The organism is Streptomyces sp. NPDC029674, assembly GCF_044903205.1.
Classification (GTDB): domain Bacteria; phylum Actinomycetota; class Actinomycetes; order Streptomycetales; family Streptomycetaceae; genus Streptomyces.
Genome location: NZ_JBJDPY010000011.1, coordinates 212,433 through 229,409, shown reverse-complemented (window position 1 = coordinate 229,409; position 16,977 = coordinate 212,433). Strand labels below are relative to the sequence as shown.

Genomic DNA, 16,977 nt, shown 5'->3' with positions numbered 1-16,977 from the left:
GCCAATAGAGACTATTACGGGGCCGACCTTATGCGGCTGGTGCCGGGCGGCGGGAGCCGTGATCGCTCAGAGCGAACGGATCACAGCGCCGTCTCCGGGGCGCGCCGCCAGGTGCCGGTGGCCGCCTCCACGGCGGCCGCCATGCGCAGGACGCCCAGGTCGTCGCCCTGTCTGCCGATGATCTGGAGCCCCGTCGGATGGCCCTCCGCCGTAAAGCCGTACGGCACCGAGATCGCCGGCAGCCCGGCGAGGGTGATCCGCGAACAGATCCGCATCCACTCGCGGTAGTACGTCTGCTTCACCCCGGCCACCGTCCTCGGCCACGGCTCGGTCACGTCGAACGGCGGGACCTGGGTGACCGGTGCCACGAGGAAGCGGTACTCGGTGAGGAAGGCGTACAGGCGGTCGTACACCTCGGAACGGAGCAGTTCCGCGCGGCCGAGGTCGTCCACGGTCAGCGCGAGGCCCTGCTCGATCTCCCAGGTGGTGGACTCGCCGAGGTCCCCGCGACGCTCCTCGTAGAGCTGTTTGAACGCCTGCCGGTAGTAGGCGGCGCGCAGGATCGAGAAGGACTCGTCGGCGCCGCTGAAGTCCGGTTCGCGGTCCTCGACCCGGCAGCCGAGGTCGGCGAGGAGCAGTTTGGCGGGGGCGAGCGTCCTGGTGATCCGCTCGTCCACGGGCAGCCCATCGAGGGTGTCCGACCAGGCGATGCGGGCCCCGTCGACGCCGCACTCCAGGGGCAGGGAGAAGTCGACGGCCGGGGCGTTGAGAGCGGCCCTGCCGTCGGGGCGCGCGATGACCCGCATCTGAAGGGCCACGTCGCCCACGGTACGGGCCATCGCTCCGTGGGCGCCGAGCGTGAAGTGGTGCTGCGGGGACGGCCAGACCGGTACCCGGCCGATGGACGGCCGCAGACCGACGACGTTGCAGAAGGAAGCGGGATTGCGGAGCGAACCGGCCATGTCGGAGCCGTCGGCGATGGGCGCCATCCCGCAGGCCAGCGCCACGGCCGCGCCGCCGCTCGAACCGCCGCAGGTGGTGGCGGTGTCGTACGGGTTGCGGGTGGCACCGAAGACCTCGTTGTACGTCTGTGAACCGGTCCCGAACTCGGGCGTGTTGGTCTTGCCCAGGGACACCGCGCCCGCGTCGATCAGGCGCTGCACCACCAGCGTGTTGTACGTGGGAACGGCGTCCCGGAAGATCGGCGAACCCTGTGTGGTGCGCATGCCCTCGGTCGCCGCCAGATCCTTGTGGAGGACGGGCAGGCCGTGCAGCAGGCCGAGCGCCACTCCGCGGCTGATCGACGCGTCGGCGGCCTCCGCCATCCGCCGCGCCCGGTCCGGCGCCCGCGTGACGACGGCGTTGACCGCCGGGTCGACCCGTGCGATCTGGTCGAGGTGCGCGTCGAGGACCTCCCGCGCGGAGACCTGCCGGGTGACCATCAGATGTACGAGTTCACGTGCCGTCTTGAACACCAGGTCCTCGGCGACCAGGTCCCTGTCCGGCATGACGCCCACCTCTCGGCCGTCCGGCAGCGGGGACGGCCGCCCCCGCCCACTGGCTTCCACTGCACCATCGGAAGCGCCGGAGTGGGAGCGGACGCCGATGGAACGGCGCCAACTCGCCCGTCCCGGGGGCGGACTCGGCCATCTCGCGCTATGGCTGGCTGGTCCCCGCCTTCAGGTCGCGTATCAACGCTTGCAGCGCGGCCGGGTGCGTCATCAGTACGGCGGTTGGGCTTTCGCTTTCGCGCAGTGCCACCCCAGGGGCTCCCATGGCAGCGACCTCGACGCAGTTGTTGCCTGAAGCCTCGGAGAACGAAGAACGCTGCCAGATCGCCTCGGTCATGTGCGGACCGGCGGGGTGAGCGGGCCAGCCTTCACGCCCCGTATCAGCGCCCCCAGTGCGGCCGGGGCTGTAGACAGCACATCGGCCGGGCTGTCGCTCTCACGTAGCACCACTGCCGCGACATCCGCGACAGCGACCTCAATGCAGTTGTTGCCGCCGTCCCCGGAGAAGGACGACTTGAGCCAGTGCAGCTCGGGCAAAACGGGCCACCTCTTACAGTTCCTTCGCAATCTTGCGAATGAAGTCGGTCGACTTCTTCGAAGTCAACGCCACTTGTTCGACCAAGTCCAGCCGCATTCGAAAGTTCTCCAACTGGGTGGGTGAGTCGAAGAACAATGGCCCCGCTGGCGAGTCCATGTGGACTGTGTCCAGGTGCGGGTTGGCTGCCATGGTGTAGAGGATGGAGTCCCCTGCCATGGGAAAGCCCCCGTTGGCAAAGGGAATAACCAGTAGCGTCACGTTGTCCCGCTCGTTCTCATCCAGCAGGTGCTGAAGTTGGGCCCGAGCTACGTCCCTTCCGCCGAACTGCATCCGCAGAGCGGACTCGTGGATGACTCCGGTGTACGGCTTTGGATCGTCGCCCGTGATCACCGACTGCCGGGCAAGCCGATGGGCGACCCGAAGCTCGATCTCCAGGCGCGGCAGTTTGGGCACGATGAGGTCGAACATGGCCCGCGCATGCTCCTCGGTCTGGAACAGCCCTGGCAGATGGGAGGTCTGAACGGTCCTCAGGCGCACCGCGTGGTGCTCGATCTCTGAGATGTCGAGCAGGCCAGGGGGCACCTTGCCTCGGTACTCATCCCACCAACCTGCTTTGCGGCCGCCTGTCATTGAGGCCAGCGTCTCGATCAGGGCCGCGTCGTTGCACTCGTAGATGCTGGCCAGTCTGCGAAGGCGTTCCTCGCTGATGCCGTAGCGGCCTGCCTCGATGTTGGAGATGTTCGTTCGGTCTGTGCCCAGCGAACTCGCAGCCGCCGGTGCTGACATGCCCGCTGCCTCACGCAGTCGCCGTAGCTCCAGGCCGAAACGGCGTTGCCGGATCGAGGGAGTGCTTTGTGCCATCGGGGCCCTCCTTGCTCGCGCACAGTGTGCCGATGTCAGTGCCGTGAGTCCATCCGGCAAGAAAAATGCACCCGTTCCAGTGGAGATGATGGCACGGGTTAAATCATCGGGCTTATGGTGTGACCGAGGCCACTGCCCCGGCCCCGCGCGCAGCGGAAGCGCACCGGTACGGCCATACCGGCAGGCACACCGCTCACCGCGGGCCCCGGAACCCACGGCCGACCTTCACGTCCCCACGCTCCCCGGAGCGCCCCGCACCAATGGAGGTGCCGCGTGAGTTCATCCCTTGATGTGCAACCCGATGAGCCGTTTCCCGCCCTCGCCGCCTCGGCAGGCGCAAGCGATCCGCACCCTGCTGCTCTCCCCTTCACTGACCCCTGGGTCTACGAACTCCACTTCCCCTGCGACCCCCGCGGCCCAGGAGTCGCCCGCCTCACCCTCCGCGCGGTCCTCACCGCCCACCACCTCACCGAACTCGCGGACCGCGCCGAGCTGTTGGCCACCGAACTGGCCACCAACTCCGTGCGGCACACCAAGGGCCCCGCCTCCGTACGCCTCCACTGGCTCTGCCCCGTACTGCGCGTCAGCGTGTGGGACATGAGCCCCGACCTGCCCTCGCTCGCCCCGCCTCCACCCGTGAGCGTCCACGCGGACAGTGGCCGGGGGCTGGTGATCCTCGACGCCGTGGCCGACCGCTGGGGCGGGTGCGCCATAGGGGAGGGCCCGTACGGACCGGGCGGCAAGAGCATGTGGTTCGAGCTGAACCACTGCCAGGCGGGGCGCCCCGGGGCGGCACCCCAGAGCGTCTGAAGCAATCAGGCGACCCGGAGGACGATCTTGCCCTGGGTGCGGCCCAGTTCACCGCGCGCGTGGGCCTTCGCCGCGTCCTCCAGGGGGACGACCGTGTCGATCTCGACGCGGAGCTTCCCCTCCTCCACCAGGCGGGAGATCTCCAGGAGGCCCAGGCGGTCCGGCTCGACGATCGTCCAGCCCGTGTGCACGCCGAGCTCCGCCGCCCGTGCCGGGTCCGGGAGGCCGCCCGGGTCGGGCAGCGTCACCAGGTGGCCGCCGGGACGGACGATCTCCAGGGACCGTGCCCCGTACTCGCCGCCCACGCCGTCGAGGACCACGTCCACGTCGCGCACCGCCTCGGTGAAGTCCACGCGCGCGTAGTCGACGACTTCGTCCGCGCCGAGGCCGCGCAGGAAGTCGTGCTTCTCCTCGCGGGCCGTTCCGATCACATACGCCCCTCGCGCCTTGGCGATCTGCACGGCGAGGTGGCCCACGCCGCCCGCCGCCGCGTGGATCAGCACCCGCTGCCCGGCGCGCAGTCCGGCCGTCTCGATCAGGCCCTGCCAGGCGGTGAGCGCGGCGAGGGGGAGTGCGGCGGCCTCGACGTGGGAGATGCCCGCGGGCTTGGGGGCGAAGCGGCGGGCGGGTGCCGCGACGAACTCGGCGTATCCACCGGTCTGTTCGGGGAAGCGGGGCATGCCGAACACCTCGTCGCCGGGCCGGTAGAGGGTCACTCCGGGGCCCACTTCCTCGACGACGCCCGATACGTCGTAGCCGAGGATCGGGGTGTCGCCCCAGGAGCCGAAGGCGCCCTCCGCGCGGGTCTTCCAGTCGACGGGGTTGACGCCCGCCGCGTGCACCCGGACCAGGATCTCGGTGAGTCCCGGCTCGGGGCGGTCGACCTCCACCGGGACGAGATTCTCGGGGGCTCCCCAGGTCAGGGGGCTGACAGCACGCATCTTCATGGGTCTTCCGCTTTCTTCGAGAACGGCTTGCGGGATCAAGCGTGCTGCGGTGCGGTCGACGGCAGTGCTGGCAGTTTGGTCATCATGTGACAGGATTCGGCCATGGGTTCCGGAGACAGACGGCATCGGGTGGCGGTCCTCGCCCTGGACGGCGTGTACGCCTTCGAGCTGGGCATCCCGTCCCGGATCTTCGGCGTCGCCGAGGACGCCGGACGCAGGCCGCTCTACGACGTCGTGGTGTGCACGGTGGACGGGCGCCCGGTGCGGACGGACTCCGGGTTCACGGTGTCGGTGGAGCACGGTCCGGAGGCCGTGGAGCGGGCGGACACCGTGGTGATCCCGCCGACCCGCCGCTTCGACCGGGGCATGGAGGGCGACGAACTGCCGGAGGGCGTGGTCGCCGCCCTCGACCGGATCAGGCCCGGCACCCGGATCGTCTCCTTCTGCAACGCCTCGTACGTCCTCGCCGCCACCGGCGTCCTCGACGGGCGCCCCGCGACGACGCACTGGCATGTCGCCGACGACTTCCAGCGGTCCTTCCCCAGGATCAAGGTCGACGCGGACGTGCTCTTCGTGGACGACGGCGACGTCCTCACCGCGGCGGGCGTCGCCGCCGGCATCGACCTCTGCCTCCACCTGGTGCGCCGCGACCACGGCGCCGCCGTCGCCAACCACGTCGCCCGCGTGTGCGTCGTACCGCCCTGGCGGGACGGCGGGCAGGCGCAGTACATCGAGCGGCCCGTCCCGGAGCCCACGCTCGCGACGACGGCCGCCACGCGCGCGTGGGCCCTCGAACGGCTCCAGGAGCCGCTGCCCCTGGGCGAACTCGCCGCCCACGCGCGCATGAGCCTGCGGACCTTCACCCGCCGCTTCCAGGAAGAGACCGGCATGCCGCCCGGCCGCTGGCTCACCGCCCAGCGCATCGAACTCGCCCGGCAGCTCCTGGAGTCCACCGATCTGCCCGTGGACGTGGTGGCCCACCGGGCCGGGTTCGGCACCGGCAACTCCCTGCGCCAGCACATGCGTGCCGTGCTCGGCGTCTCGCCGGCCGCCTACCGGCGGACGTTCACGGCTGCGTCGTGACCTGACCTACGCTTCCGTGACCTCTGCTTCCGTGACTTCTGCTTCGTAGAAGCAGAAGTGGTCCTTGATCTGGGCCACCGCCGGTTTCGGCTCCGGGTACGCCCACACCGTGTCCGGCGCGCCCGGCAGCGACCAGTAGGCGGCCGTGCCCTTGAACGGGCAGTACGTGTGGGTCTCCGACGGGGTCAGCAGGTCGGTGCGCACGTCCTCCGGGGGGAGGTAGTGGCGTACGGGGTAGCCCGTCTCGCGCAGCAGCAGGGGGCGGCTGCTCTCCGCCACGACCTGCCCGTCACTCACCACGCGCACGTGGTCCGTGCCCTGCTCGACGGTGATCCGGTGTCCCTCGGACATGAGATGCCCTCCTCGACGAGACGAGTGCCTACAGGGACGGAACGTACCGTGGGCGCATGAACATCTGCGTCTTCCTCTCCGCCGCCGACCTCGACGACCGCTACACCCGCCCGGCCCGCGAATTCGCCGAACTGCTCGGCAAGGGCGGCCACACGCTGGTGTGGGGCGGCTCCGAGAGCGGTCTGATGAAGGTCGTGGCGGACGGCGTGCACGAGGCGGGCGGGCGGCTCGTCGGCGTCTCCGTCGATTTCCTCGCGGCCAAGGCCCGGCAGGTCGTCGAGCCGCACGAGATGGTGATCGCGCGCGACCTCGCCGAGCGCAAGGCGCTCCTCCTGGAGAAGGCCGACGCGATCGTGATCATGGTGGGCGGCACCGGCACGCTCGACGAGGCCACCGAGATCCTGGAACTGAAGAAGCACGGCAAGCACACCAAGCCGGTGGTCCTGCTGAACTCCGCCGGGTTCTACGACGGCCTCAAGGAGCAGTTCCGCCGCATGGAGGACGAGGGTTTCCTGCCCGTTCCCCTGACCGACCTGGTGTTCTTCGCGGAGGAGCCGGTGGGCGCCCTGGCGTACCTGGAGGAATCACAGGGCACCCGGTGATGCGAGCATGGCGGGTATGGCTACACATGTGATCACCGGGGCGGGCTCCGGCATCGGCGCTGCCGTCGCCCGCCGCCTCCACGCACGCGGCGACGACCTCGTCCTGCACGCGCGCGACGCGGGCCGCGCCAAGGAGCTCGCCGCCGAGTTCCCCGGCGCGAGCACCCTCGTCGGAGACCTCTCCGACCCCGACAAGCTGTCCTGGGCCTTCGGCCACCAGTCGCTGCCCTCGCGCGTGGACTCGCTGCTGCACATCGCGGGCGTCGTCGACCTCGGCCCGGTCGGCGAGCTCACCCCCAAGTCGTGGCGGCACCAGCTCAACGTCAACCTCATCGCCCCCGCCGAACTGACCCGCCACTTCCTGCCCCAGCTCCGGGCCGCCCAGGGACACGTCGTCTTCGTCAACTCGGGCGCCGGCCTCAACGCCCACGCCGACTGGTCCGCGTACGCGGCCTCCAAGCACGGCCTGAAGGCCCTCGCCGACTCGCTGCGCCAGGAGGAGCACGGCAACGGCGTCCGGGTCACCTCCGTCTACCCCGGCCGCACGGCGAGCGCCATGCAGGTCAAGGTCCACCAGCAGGAGGGCAAGGAGTACGACCCGTCGCGCTTCATCGACCCCGAGTCGGTCGCCACGACGATCGTCATGGCCCTGGACCTGCCGCGCGACGCGGAGGTCAACGACCTGACGGTACGGCCGGGACGATGAGCGAGACCTTCACCTGGGGCCCCGCCACCGGCATCGGATCCATGCCCGGCGGGGACGCCCGCGAGACCGCGAAGACCGTGACCGGCAGCTTCGAAGGCGCCGAACAGGGCATCCCGCACCTCGCCGAGCTGCCCGCGCGCGGCCCCGGCGCCGACATGATCGGCCGCACCGCAGGAATGCTCGTCGACCTGTACGCGCGCGTGGAGCCCAGCGGCTGGCGCATTGGCGACCGCCCCGGCAGGGACACGCGCCGCGCGAGGGCCTGGCTCGGCGAGGACCTCGACGCCCTGGAGGAGTTCACCCAGGGGTACCAGGGCCCGCTGAAGGTCCAGGCCGTCGGTCCCTGGACGCTCGCCGCCGCCCTGGAGCTGCGGAACGGCGAGGCCGCGCTCTCCGACCCCGGCGCCTGCCGCGACCTCGCCGGATCCCTCGCCGAAGGCCTGCGCGAGCACCTCGCGGACGTGCGCCGCAGGGTGCCCGGCGCACAGCTGATCCTGCAGCTCGACGAGCCCTCGCTCATCGCCGTGCTGCGCGGACAGGTGAAGACCGCCAGCGAGTACCGCACGCACCGCGCCGTGGACCGGCAGGTCGTCGAGAGCACGCTGCGGGACGTCCTCGCCGTCCGGGGCGACGGAGCCGCGGTCGTCCACTCCTGCGCGCCCGACGTGCCCTTCGCGCTGCTCCGCCGCGCCGGGGCCGACGCGATCTCGTTCGACTTCTCGCTGCTCACCGAGCGTGACGACGAGGCGATCGGTGAGGCGGTCGAGGGCGGCACGAAGCTCTTCGCCGGTGTCGTGCCGGGCGTGGACGGCCGATTGTCAGACCCTGCCGGTAGCGTCATGGGTGTCAGGACGTTCTGGCGCAGGCTGGGGCTGGATCCGGGATCGCTCGCGGAGTCGGTCGTGGTCACTCCGTCGTGCGGACTCGCGGGGTCTTCTCCCGCGTACGCACGCGAGGTGCTCGCCCACTGCGTCAGAGCGGCGCGATCGCTCGCGGACAACCCTGAGTAATTGGGTATGACGTAACGGGAGGACGAAACGGTGGCTGTCGAACAGCAAGGCTCTGTGCCCGCCGAGGCACGGGATCAGCATGCCCAGCTGGCCGAGCAGATCGAGGAGCACCGCTTCCGGTACTACGTGAAGGACCAACCGGTCGTCAGCGATGCCGAGTTCGACAAGCTCCTGCGCTCCCTCCAGGCCCTGGAGGACGAGCATCCCGAGCTCCGGACGCCGGATTCGCCGACCCAGAAGGTCTCCGGTTCGTACGAGACGGAGTTCACCGCCGTCGAGCACCGCGAGCGCATGCTCTCCCTGGACAACGCGTTCGACGACGAGGAGCTCGCCGCCTGGGCCGACCGCGTCGCCAAGGAGGCCGGCACTCCGGACTTCCACCTCCTGTGCGAGCTGAAGGTCGACGGCCTCGCGGTCAACCTCACGTACGAGGACGGGAAGCTGACCCGCGCCGCCACCCGCGGCGACGGCCGCACCGGCGAGGACATCACGCCGAACGTCCGCACGATCGCGGACATCCCCCAGCGCCTCGAGGGCGACCGCGTCCCCGCCCTCGTGGAGATCCGCGGCGAGGTCTTCTTCCCCATGGAGAAGTTCGAGGAGCTGAACGCCCGCCTGGTGGAGGCCGGCGACAAGCCCTTCGCCAACCCGCGCAACGCGGCGGCGGGTTCACTGCGCCAGAAGGACCCGCGCGTCACCGCGACCCGACCGCTGCACATGGTGGTGCACGGCATCGGCGCCCGCGAGGGCTTCGACATCGACTGCCTCAGCCACGCCTACGACCTGCTGCGGGAGTGGGGCCTGCCCACCGCCAAGCACAACAAGGTGGTCGAAGGCCTCGACGGCGTGCGCGAGTTCATCGCGTACTTCGGAGAGCACCGGCACTCTGTGGAGCACGAGATCGACGGCGTCGTCGTCAAGCTCGACGAGATCCCCCTCCAGGGCCGCCTCGGCTCCACCTCGCGCGCCCCGCGCTGGGCCATCGCCTGGAAGTACGCGCCGGAGGAGGTCAACACCAAGCTCATCAACATCCGCGTCGGTGTCGGCCGCACCGGCCGCGTCACGCCGTACGCCCAGGTGGAGCCCGTCACCGTCGCCGGTTCCGAGGTCGAGTTCGCGACCCTGCACAACCAGGACGTGGTGAAGAAGAAGGGCGTCTTCATCGGCGACACCGTCGTGATCCGCAAGGCCGGTGACGTCATCCCGGAGATCCTCGGCCCCGTCGTGGACCTGCGGGACGGCAGCGAGCGGGAGTTCGTGATGCCCGCCGAGTGCCCCGAGTGCGGCACGGCGCTGCGCCCCATGAAGGAGGGCGACATCGACCTCCGCTGTCCCAACGCCCAGTCGTGCCCCGCCCAGTTGCGCGAGCGCCTCTTCTACCTCGCGGGCCGCAAGAGCCTGGACATCGAGAACTTCGGGTACGTCGCCGCGGCCGCGCTCACCAGACCCCTGGAGCCCGCCGAGCCGCCGATCCTCGACGAGGGCGACATCTTCGACCTGAAGGTCGAGGAGCTGCTGCCCATCAAGTCGTACGTGCTCGACCAGGATTCCGGCCTGCCCAAGCGCGACCCCAAGACGGGCGAGGAGAAGGTCGTCACCTTCTTCGCCAACCAGAAGGGCGAGGCGAAGAAGAACACCCTCGCCATGCTGGAGAACATCGCGGCGGCCAAGGAGCGCCCGCTCGCCCGCGTCCTCACCGGCCTCTCGATCCGGCACGTCGGCCCGGTGGCCGCCGAGGCGCTGGCCCGGGAGTTCCGCTCCATCGACCGCATCGAACAGGCCACCGAGGAGGAGCTCGCCACGACGGAGGGCGTCGGCCCGACCATCGCGGCCTCCCTCAAACAGTGGTTCGCCGAGGAGTGGCACCGGGAGATCCTGCGCAAGTGGCGGGCCGCCGGCGTGCGCATGGAGGAGGAGTCGAGCGGCGAGGACGAGGGGCCGCGCCCGCTCGCGGGCCTCACCGTGGTCGTCACCGGCACGCTGGAGCACCACACCCGGGATGGCGCGAAAGAGGCGCTGCAGAGCCGGGGGGCAAAGGTGACCGGTTCCGTTTCGAAGAAGACCTCATTCGTGGTCGTCGGCGACAACCCGGGTTCGAAGTACGACAAGGCCATGCAGGTGAAGGTTCCGGTTCTCAACGAGGAAGGTTTCGCCGTCCTGCTCGAACAAGGACCTGACGCGGCGCGGGAAGTCGCGCTTCCGACCGAGGAGTAGCGGTTGAAGGCCACCCGTTCGGCGCATACCAGAGGCATACGGGTGGCCGGGTCGCATTCGGGCAACCGTAGCCGACCGCTGCCCGTGGAAGCCTTCTGCGGCCTACTGTTGAGGTGTGCGCCTGCCGTGCCCCGCTGCGAACGGGGTATCACCTGCTCATCAAGAGCTCGGAAGGGGGCATCCCCTGTTCGGCAAGGGTTCGGGAGACCGCGTCTCCCCGCCCCCGCGGAGCACGGGGACGGTTTTTCGGACGCGGCCGACTCGTGGGCCGAGTCCGCGTGGCGTGGGCACCGCCGGCTGTGAGAGGGACGGGAATGGAACCGACCGAGAGCGCCGCCCCGGACTCACGGCTGCGCGCGCGCCTGTTGCGCGCGCCGGGAGCCTGGTTGCGAGGCCGCCGAGCAGAGCCGGCCACCGACCCGGGCGCCGCGGTCGGAGCGGCCGCCCGCTCCGGATCCGCGGCCCTGAGCACCGCCGTCGAACCACGCGAGCGGGCCTGGACCGCGGCCCCGGACCGCACCGAGTCCGTCGTCTCCTGCGCGGCCGACCCGGCCGCGCAGGACACCCGCGACCCCTGGCCGCTGCTGCCCGTCATGGTCGCCGCCGCGGCCGCCGTGTTCCTCGGCACCGGCTTCTTCCAGGCCGTCACGGGCAGACACGCGCTCTTCCCCACCGGCGCGGCCGGCTGGTCCCTCGCCGTCCTCACCGGCCTCATCGTCGCCCATCTGGTCGCTCTCGGCCGTGACCGCTGGTGGGGCGGCACCGGCTCCGGCGGCGCGCTCACCGTCGCCGTCCTCCTGCTCTACGGCTGGGTGCCCGCCGGCATGGTCAGCCTCACCGTCGTCGTCCTGGTCGGCGTCGCGCGCAGGCACCGCTGGCGGCAGGGCCTGCTGCACGGCGCCGTCGACGTCCTCGGCATCGGCGCCGGCGCCCTCGCCCTGGCCGCCTTCGGCACCTCGCCCAGCGCCGAAGCGCCCTGGCTGCCCGAGACCTGGGACCTGTACACCGCCCCCCAAGTGGCCCTCGTCGCCGTCGCGTACCTCGTCGTCACCCGCGTCCTGCTCTGGTACGTCCACGCGCCGCGCACCGGCGCCCTGCCCACCGTCACCCGCACCGCCCTCGTCCGGCAGGGCCTCCTCGGCATCGCGCTGCTCGGCATCGCCCCGCTGATCTGCGTGGTGGCGATCTCCCTGCCGATCCTGCTGCCCCTCTTCGCCATCCCGCTGGTCGCCCTCGACTCCACCCTCTGGATCGCCCGCGCCCGCGCGGAGGAGCAGCTGCGCGACCCCCTCACCGGACTGCCCAACCGGCAGTGGCTGCTCGAACGGACCTGGACGGCCCTCGACGACGCCGAGCGGCTCGGCGCACGCTCCGCGTTAATGCTCATCGACATGGACCGCTTCCGGTCGGTCAACGACACCCTCGGCCACCTCGCGGGCGACCGGCTGCTGCTGCAGATCGCGGACAGGCTGCGGCTCGCCCTGCCGCGCGGCGCGGAGGCCGCGCGACTCGGCGGCGACGAGTTCGCCGTCCTGCTCCCGGTCGCCGACTCCACGACGTCGGCCACGCGCGTGGCGCGCCAGCTGGTCGCCGCGCTCGGCTCACCGCTCGACCTGGACGGCCTGACCCTCGTCCTGGAGGCCAGCGCGGGCCTCGCCGTCTTCCCCGACCACGCGCTCGACGCGGAGGGCCTGCTGCGCCGGGCCGACGTCGCGATGTACCAGGCGAAGCGGGACCGCACCGGCGTCGAGGTGTACGAGTCCAAGCGGGACTCCAACACCCCGGACCGCCTCGGCCTGTTGGGCGACCTGCGCCGCGCGCTCGACGCGGGCGACGTCGAGCTCCACTACCAGCCCAAGGTCCGCTTCGACGGCAAGGTCGCCGGCCTCGAAGCGCTCGTGCGGTGGGTGCACCCGGAGCGCGGAAAGGTGCCGCCCGACGAGTTCATCGCCATCGCCGAGTCGTCCGGCCTCATGCCGCACCTGACGGAGTACGTCCTGGAGACGGCGCTCGGCCAGGTCGCCAAGTGGCAGGCGATGGGGCTCAAGGTCCCCGTCGCGGTGAACGTGTCGCCGCGCGACGTCCACACCCCCGGCTTCGCGGGCGCGGTCGCCGCCCGCCTCGCCCGGCACGGGGTCCCGCCGGGTGCGCTCCAGCTGGAGATAACCGAGCACGTCCTCCTGGAGGACCCGCAGCGCGCCGCGGACACGCTGGCCGGGCTCACCGGCCACGGGGTCAAGATGTCCCTCGACGACTTCGGCACGGGCTACTCCTCCCTGGTCCACCTGCGCCGCCTCCCGGTCAGCGAGCTGAAGATCGACCGCTCCTTCGTGGCCCGCCTCGCCATCGACAACGAGGACGCGGAGATCGTCCGCTGCACGGTGGACCTCGCCCACTCCCTCGGCCTGCTCGTCGTCGCCGAGGGCGTCGAGGACGACGAGACCTGGGAGCGGCTGCGGGACCTCGGCTGCGACGCGGTCCAGGGCTGGCTGGTCGCCGCGGCGATGCCCGCCGAGGAGACCACGGCCTGGCTCCGCGCCCGCGGCTCCCGCGGCTGGCGCCGCCCGGCCGACGTCGCCGCCGAAGCGGCCTCCGCGGCCGCCGCCGACCTGGAGCAGTCCTCGGGCCACGCGGTTCAGTGACCGCCGCTGAGCCGCCGGGGGAAACCGTTTAACGGGCAGAGCGGAGTGACCCATAGGATTGGGGCCACAACCCGCACACTCACCCCTGAGGATCGCCGCATGCCTGGCATCACGCGCGAGGAGGTCGCCCACCTCGCCCGCCTTGCACGTCTGGAGCTGAAGGCCGAGGAGCTCGACCACTTCGCCGGACAGCTCGACGACATCATCGGCGCGGTCGCCCGCGTCTCGGAGGTCGCCGACCAAGACGTACCGCCGACCTCGCACCCGCTGCCGCTGACGAACGTCATGCGCGCGGACGAGGTCCGTCCGTCGCTCACCACCGAGCAGGCGCTCTCTGGCGCCCCGGCCCAGGAGCAGCAGCGTTTCAAGGTGCCGCAGATCCTGGGGGAGGACTGAAGATCATGACGGACATCATCAAGCTCACCGCCGCCGAGATCGCGTCGAGGATCGCCTCCGGCGAGCTCACCGCGGTCGAGGTCACCGAGGCCCACCTGGCCCGTATCGAAGCCGTCGACGAGAAGGTCAACGCCTTCCTGCACGTCGACCGTGAGGGCGCGCTCGCGCAGGCCCGCGCCGTCGACGAGAAGCGCGCCAGGGGCGAGCAGCTCGGCCCGCTGGCCGGCGTCCCGATCGCGCTCAAGGACATCTTCACCACCGAGGGCGTGCCGACCACGGTCGGCTCGAAGATCCTCGAAGGCTGGATCCCGCCGTACGACGCGACCGTCACCAAGCGCCTGAAGGCCGCCGACGTCGTCATCCTCGGCAAGACCAACATGGACGAGTTCGCCATGGGGTCCTCCACCGAGAACAGCGCGTACGGCCCCACCGGCAACCCCTGGGACCTCACCCGCATCCCGGGCGGCTCCGGCGGCGGCTCCTCCGCGGCCCTCGCCGCGTACGAGAGCCCGCTCGCCATGGGCACCGACACCGGCGGCTCGATCCGCCAGCCCGCGGCCGTCACCGGCACGGTCGGCGTCAAGCCGACGTACGGCGGCGTCTCCCGCTACGGCATGGTCGCGTTCAGCTCCAGCCTCGACCAGGGCGGCCCCTGCGCCCGCACCGTCCTCGACGCGGCCCTGCTGCACGAGGTCATCGCCGGGCACGACGAGCTCGACTCGACGTCCATCGACGCCCCGGTCCCGCCGGTCGTCGAGGCCGCGCGCAACGGCTCGGTCCAGGGCATGCGCGTCGGCGTCGTCAAGCAGTTCCGCGGCGAGGGCTATCAGGCCGGTGTCGTCCAGCGCTTCGACGAGTCCGTGGAGCTCCTCAAGGAGCTCGGCGCGGAGATCGTCGAGCTGGACTGCCCGACGTTCGACCTGGCGCTCTCCGCGTACTACCTGATCGCGCCCTCCGAGTGCTCCTCGAACCTCGCCCGCTTCGACGCCATGCGCTACGGCCTGCGCGTCGGCGACGACGGCACGAGGTCCGCCGAGGACGTCACCGCGCTCACCCGTGAGGCCGGCTTCGGCGACGAGGTCAAGCGCCGCGTCATCCTCGGTACGTACGCGCTCAGCTCCGGCTACTACGACGCGTACTACGGCAGCGCCCAGAAGGTCCGCACGCTCATCACCCGCGAGTTCGAGGCGGCCTTCGAGCAGGTCGACGTGATCGTCTCCCCGACGACGCCGACCACCGCCTTCCCGATCGGCGAGCGCGCCGACGACCCGATGGCGATGTACCTCGCGGACCTGTGCACCATCCCGACCAACCTGGCGGGCAACGCCGCCATGTCGCTGCCCTGCGGCCTCGCGCCGGAGGACGGCCTGCCCGTCGGACTGCAGATCATCGCCCCCGCCATGAAGGACGACCGGCTGTACAAGGTCGGTGCTGCCGTCGAGGCCGCCTTCGTGGAAAAGTGGGGACACCCGCTGCTTGAGGAGGCACCGTCGCTGTGAGTGCACTGAACAAGGCCAAGGGCTTCAAGAAGTCCAAGACCGGCACGTACCTGTCGATCGGCACCACCGCCTTCGGCGCGGTCAGCGTGCTCAAGCAGGCCAGGATGGCCCGCTCTGACCACGACACGCTCCGTCTCGTGGACGCCGTCGTCTCCGCTGCCGCCATCGTCACCGGCGTCGCCCTGCTCGTGCGCGAGCTGAAGCGCCTCGGCGACGACGACGTCCTGCTGGGCTGAGAGGGAAAGTTTCACCGTGACTGTCACTACTGACCTGGTGTCGTACGAGGAAGCCCTCGCGACGTACGACCCCGTCATGGGCCTCGAGGTCCATGTCGAGCTCGGCACCAAGACCAAGATGTTCTGCGGCTGCTCGACCGCGCTCAAGCAGGACGCGAACAGCCAGACCTGCCCCACCTGCCTCGGCCTGCCCGGCGCGCTGCCGGTCGTCAACGAGATCGGTGTCGAGTCCGCGATCAAGATCGGCCTCGCGCTGAACTGCGAGATCGCCGAGTGGTGCCGCTTCGCCCGGAAGAACTACTTCTATCCGGACATGCCGAAGAACTTCCAGACCTCGCAGTACGACGAGCCGATCGCCTTCAACGGCTATCTGGACGTCCAGCTGGAGGACGGCGAAATCTTCCGCGTGGAGATCGAGCGCGCCCACATGGAGGAGGACACCGGCAAGTCCACGCACGTCGGTGGCGCGACGGGCCGCATCCACGGCGCCTCGCACTCCCTCCTGGACTACAACCGCGCCGGCATCCCGCTCATCGAGATCGTCACCAAGCCGATCGAGGGCGCGGGCGAGCGCGCCCCCGAGGTCGCCAAGGCGTACGTCGCCGAGCTGCGCGAGCTCATCAAGGCGCTCGGCGTCTCCGAGGCCCGCATGGACAAGGGCCAGATGCGCTGCGACGTGAACCTCTCGCTGCGCCCCAAGGGGCAGCAGGAGTTCGGCACCCGCAGCGAGACGAAGAACGTCAACTCGCTGCGGTCCGTGGAGCGCGCTGCGCGCTTCGAGATCCAGCGCCACGCGGCGGTCCTGAGCTCCGGCGGCACCATCGTGCAGGAGACCCGGCACTTCCACGAGGACGACGGCTCCACGACCTCCGGCCGCATCAAGGACAACGCCGAGGACTACCGGTACTTCCCGGAGCCCGACCTCGTCCCCGTGGCCCCGTCCCGCGAGTGGGTCGAGGAACTGCGGGCCGGTCTGCCCGAGATGCCGCGCGTGCGCCGCAACCGCCTCCGCGAGGAGTGGGGCATCAGCGAGCACGACATGCAGTCGATCCTCAACGCGGGCGCGGTGGAGCCGATCGTCGCCACCATCGAGGCGGGCGCCGACGCGGCGTCGGCCCGCAAGTGGTGGATGGGCGAGCTGTCCCGCAACGCCAACGAATCGGGTGTGGCTCTGGAGGAGCTCCCGATCACCCCGGCGTACGTCGCCAGGGTGGCCGAGCTCGTCGCCTCCGGTGACCTCAACGACAAGCTGGCCCGCCAGGTCATCGAGGGTGTCCTGAAGGGCGAGGGCACCCCGGACGAGGTCGTCGAGAAGCGCGGCCTGAAGGTCGTCTCGGACGAGGGCGCGCTGACGGCCGCCGTCGACGAGGCCATCGCCGGCAACCCCGGCGTCGCGGACAAGATCCGTGGCGGCAAGGTCGCGGCCGCGGGCGCGCTGGTCGGCGCGGTCATGAAGGCCACCCGCGGTCAGGCCGACGCGGCCCGCGTCAAGGAGCTCATCCTGGAGAAGCTGGGCGTCAGCGAGGGCTGAGGTCTGACTTCCTCCCGGTGAGGGGGCGGCGCACCCGACA

At 70.8% G+C, this 16,977-nt stretch carries 17 protein-coding genes; 11 read left to right on the top strand and 6 right to left on the bottom strand.

All coding sequences use genetic code 11. The features are described from left to right. Positions 1-80 precede the first annotated feature (80 nt). The 4 genes from ACI2L3_RS26265 to ACI2L3_RS26250 all read right to left on the bottom strand — a co-directional run bounded on the left by ACI2L3_RS26265 (position 81) and on the right by ACI2L3_RS26250 (position 2,910). Positions 81-1,508, bottom strand: coding sequence for an amidase (locus tag ACI2L3_RS26265; protein ID WP_404754836.1), 1,428 nt, complete (start codon positions 1,506-1,508; stop codon positions 81-83). A gap of 148 nt (positions 1,509-1,656) precedes the next feature. Then, on the bottom strand, positions 1,657-1,848 hold the full coding sequence (locus ACI2L3_RS26260) for a DUF397 domain-containing protein (RefSeq protein ID WP_404754835.1): 192 nt from the start codon (positions 1,846-1,848) through the stop codon (positions 1,657-1,659). Continuing rightward, positions 1,845-2,048 carry a DUF397 domain-containing protein gene (locus ACI2L3_RS26255; protein ID WP_404754834.1) on the bottom strand — a complete coding sequence of 68 codons (204 nt, stop codon included), beginning with the start codon at positions 2,046-2,048 and terminating at the stop codon, positions 1,845-1,847. Before ACI2L3_RS26255 ends, ACI2L3_RS26260 begins: the two co-directional genes overlap by 4 nt. A gap of 13 nt (positions 2,049-2,061) precedes the next feature. Then, positions 2,062-2,910 (bottom strand): Scr1 family TA system antitoxin-like transcriptional regulator, encoded by an 849-nt coding sequence (locus tag ACI2L3_RS26250; protein ID WP_404754833.1) that lies wholly within the window; start codon positions 2,908-2,910, stop codon positions 2,062-2,064. A 273-nt stretch (positions 2,911-3,183) separates the two neighbouring features. Here ACI2L3_RS26250 and ACI2L3_RS26245 point away from each other — a divergent pair, with 273 nt between their 5' ends. Beyond that, positions 3,184-3,720: an ATP-binding protein gene (locus ACI2L3_RS26245; RefSeq protein ID WP_404754832.1), complete on the top strand. Its 537-nt coding sequence runs from the start codon at positions 3,184-3,186 to the stop codon at positions 3,718-3,720. A gap of 5 nt (positions 3,721-3,725) precedes the next feature. Here ACI2L3_RS26245 and ACI2L3_RS26240 read toward each other — a convergent pair whose 3' ends face one another. Next, complete coding sequence (locus ACI2L3_RS26240) at positions 3,726-4,661, bottom strand: NADP-dependent oxidoreductase (protein WP_404754903.1); 936 nt, start codon at positions 4,659-4,661, stop codon at positions 3,726-3,728. Positions 4,662-4,769: 108 nt separating this feature from the next. Between ACI2L3_RS26240 and ACI2L3_RS26235 the strand changes: the two genes are divergently transcribed. Next, on the top strand, positions 4,770-5,750 hold the full coding sequence (locus tag ACI2L3_RS26235; protein WP_404754831.1) for a GlxA family transcriptional regulator: 981 nt from the start codon (positions 4,770-4,772) through the stop codon (positions 5,748-5,750). Between the two features lie 6 nt (positions 5,751-5,756). Here the strand turns inward: ACI2L3_RS26235 and ACI2L3_RS26230 are convergent, their stop codons facing one another. Continuing rightward, entirely contained in the window at positions 5,757-6,101 is a 345-nt protein-coding gene (locus ACI2L3_RS26230; RefSeq protein ID WP_404754830.1) for a DUF427 domain-containing protein, read from the bottom strand. A 56-nt stretch (positions 6,102-6,157) separates the two neighbouring features. Between ACI2L3_RS26230 and ACI2L3_RS26225 the strand changes: the two genes are divergently transcribed. The 9 genes from ACI2L3_RS26225 (at position 6,158) to gatB (ending at position 16,937) form a co-directional block, all read left to right on the top strand. After that, positions 6,158-6,703 (top strand): TIGR00730 family Rossman fold protein, encoded by a 546-nt coding sequence (locus ACI2L3_RS26225; protein ID WP_404754829.1) that lies wholly within the window; start codon positions 6,158-6,160, stop codon positions 6,701-6,703. Positions 6,704-6,710: 7 nt separating this feature from the next. After that, positions 6,711-7,409 carry an SDR family oxidoreductase gene (locus tag ACI2L3_RS26220; protein ID WP_404754828.1) on the top strand — a complete coding sequence of 233 codons (699 nt, stop codon included), beginning with the start codon at positions 6,711-6,713 and terminating at the stop codon, positions 7,407-7,409. Next, positions 7,406-8,419, top strand: a complete 1,014-nt coding sequence (locus ACI2L3_RS26215; protein WP_404754827.1) for a methionine synthase — start codon at positions 7,406-7,408, stop codon at positions 8,417-8,419. The genes ACI2L3_RS26220 and ACI2L3_RS26215 overlap by 4 nt, the downstream gene beginning before the upstream one ends. A 30-nt stretch (positions 8,420-8,449) precedes the next feature. Then, a complete protein-coding gene (gene ligA / locus ACI2L3_RS26210; RefSeq protein WP_404754826.1) occupies positions 8,450-10,633 on the top strand; it encodes an NAD-dependent DNA ligase LigA in 2,184 nt (727 codons plus the stop codon). Positions 10,634-10,947: 314 nt separating this feature from the next. Beyond that, positions 10,948-13,275 carry a putative bifunctional diguanylate cyclase/phosphodiesterase gene (locus tag ACI2L3_RS26205; RefSeq protein ID WP_404754825.1) on the top strand — a complete coding sequence of 776 codons (2,328 nt, stop codon included), beginning with the start codon at positions 10,948-10,950 and terminating at the stop codon, positions 13,273-13,275. Between the two features lie 99 nt (positions 13,276-13,374). After that, the gene (gene gatC / locus ACI2L3_RS26200; protein ID WP_362999093.1) at positions 13,375-13,671 is read left to right on the top strand and encodes an Asp-tRNA(Asn)/Glu-tRNA(Gln) amidotransferase subunit GatC; all 297 of its coding nucleotides are present in this window, start codon (positions 13,375-13,377) and stop codon (positions 13,669-13,671) included. Between the two features lie 5 nt (positions 13,672-13,676). Continuing rightward, positions 13,677-15,170, top strand: a complete 1,494-nt coding sequence (gatA, locus tag ACI2L3_RS26195; protein ID WP_404754824.1) for an Asp-tRNA(Asn)/Glu-tRNA(Gln) amidotransferase subunit GatA — start codon at positions 13,677-13,679, stop codon at positions 15,168-15,170. Further along, the gene (locus ACI2L3_RS26190; RefSeq protein WP_150216050.1) at positions 15,167-15,406 is read left to right on the top strand and encodes a hypothetical protein; all 240 of its coding nucleotides are present in this window, start codon (positions 15,167-15,169) and stop codon (positions 15,404-15,406) included. Before gatA ends, ACI2L3_RS26190 begins: the two co-directional genes overlap by 4 nt. A 16-nt stretch (positions 15,407-15,422) precedes the next feature. Further along, positions 15,423-16,937, top strand: coding sequence for an Asp-tRNA(Asn)/Glu-tRNA(Gln) amidotransferase subunit GatB (gene gatB, locus ACI2L3_RS26185; RefSeq protein ID WP_404754823.1), 1,515 nt, complete (start codon positions 15,423-15,425; stop codon positions 16,935-16,937). Positions 16,938-16,977 lie beyond the last annotated feature (40 nt).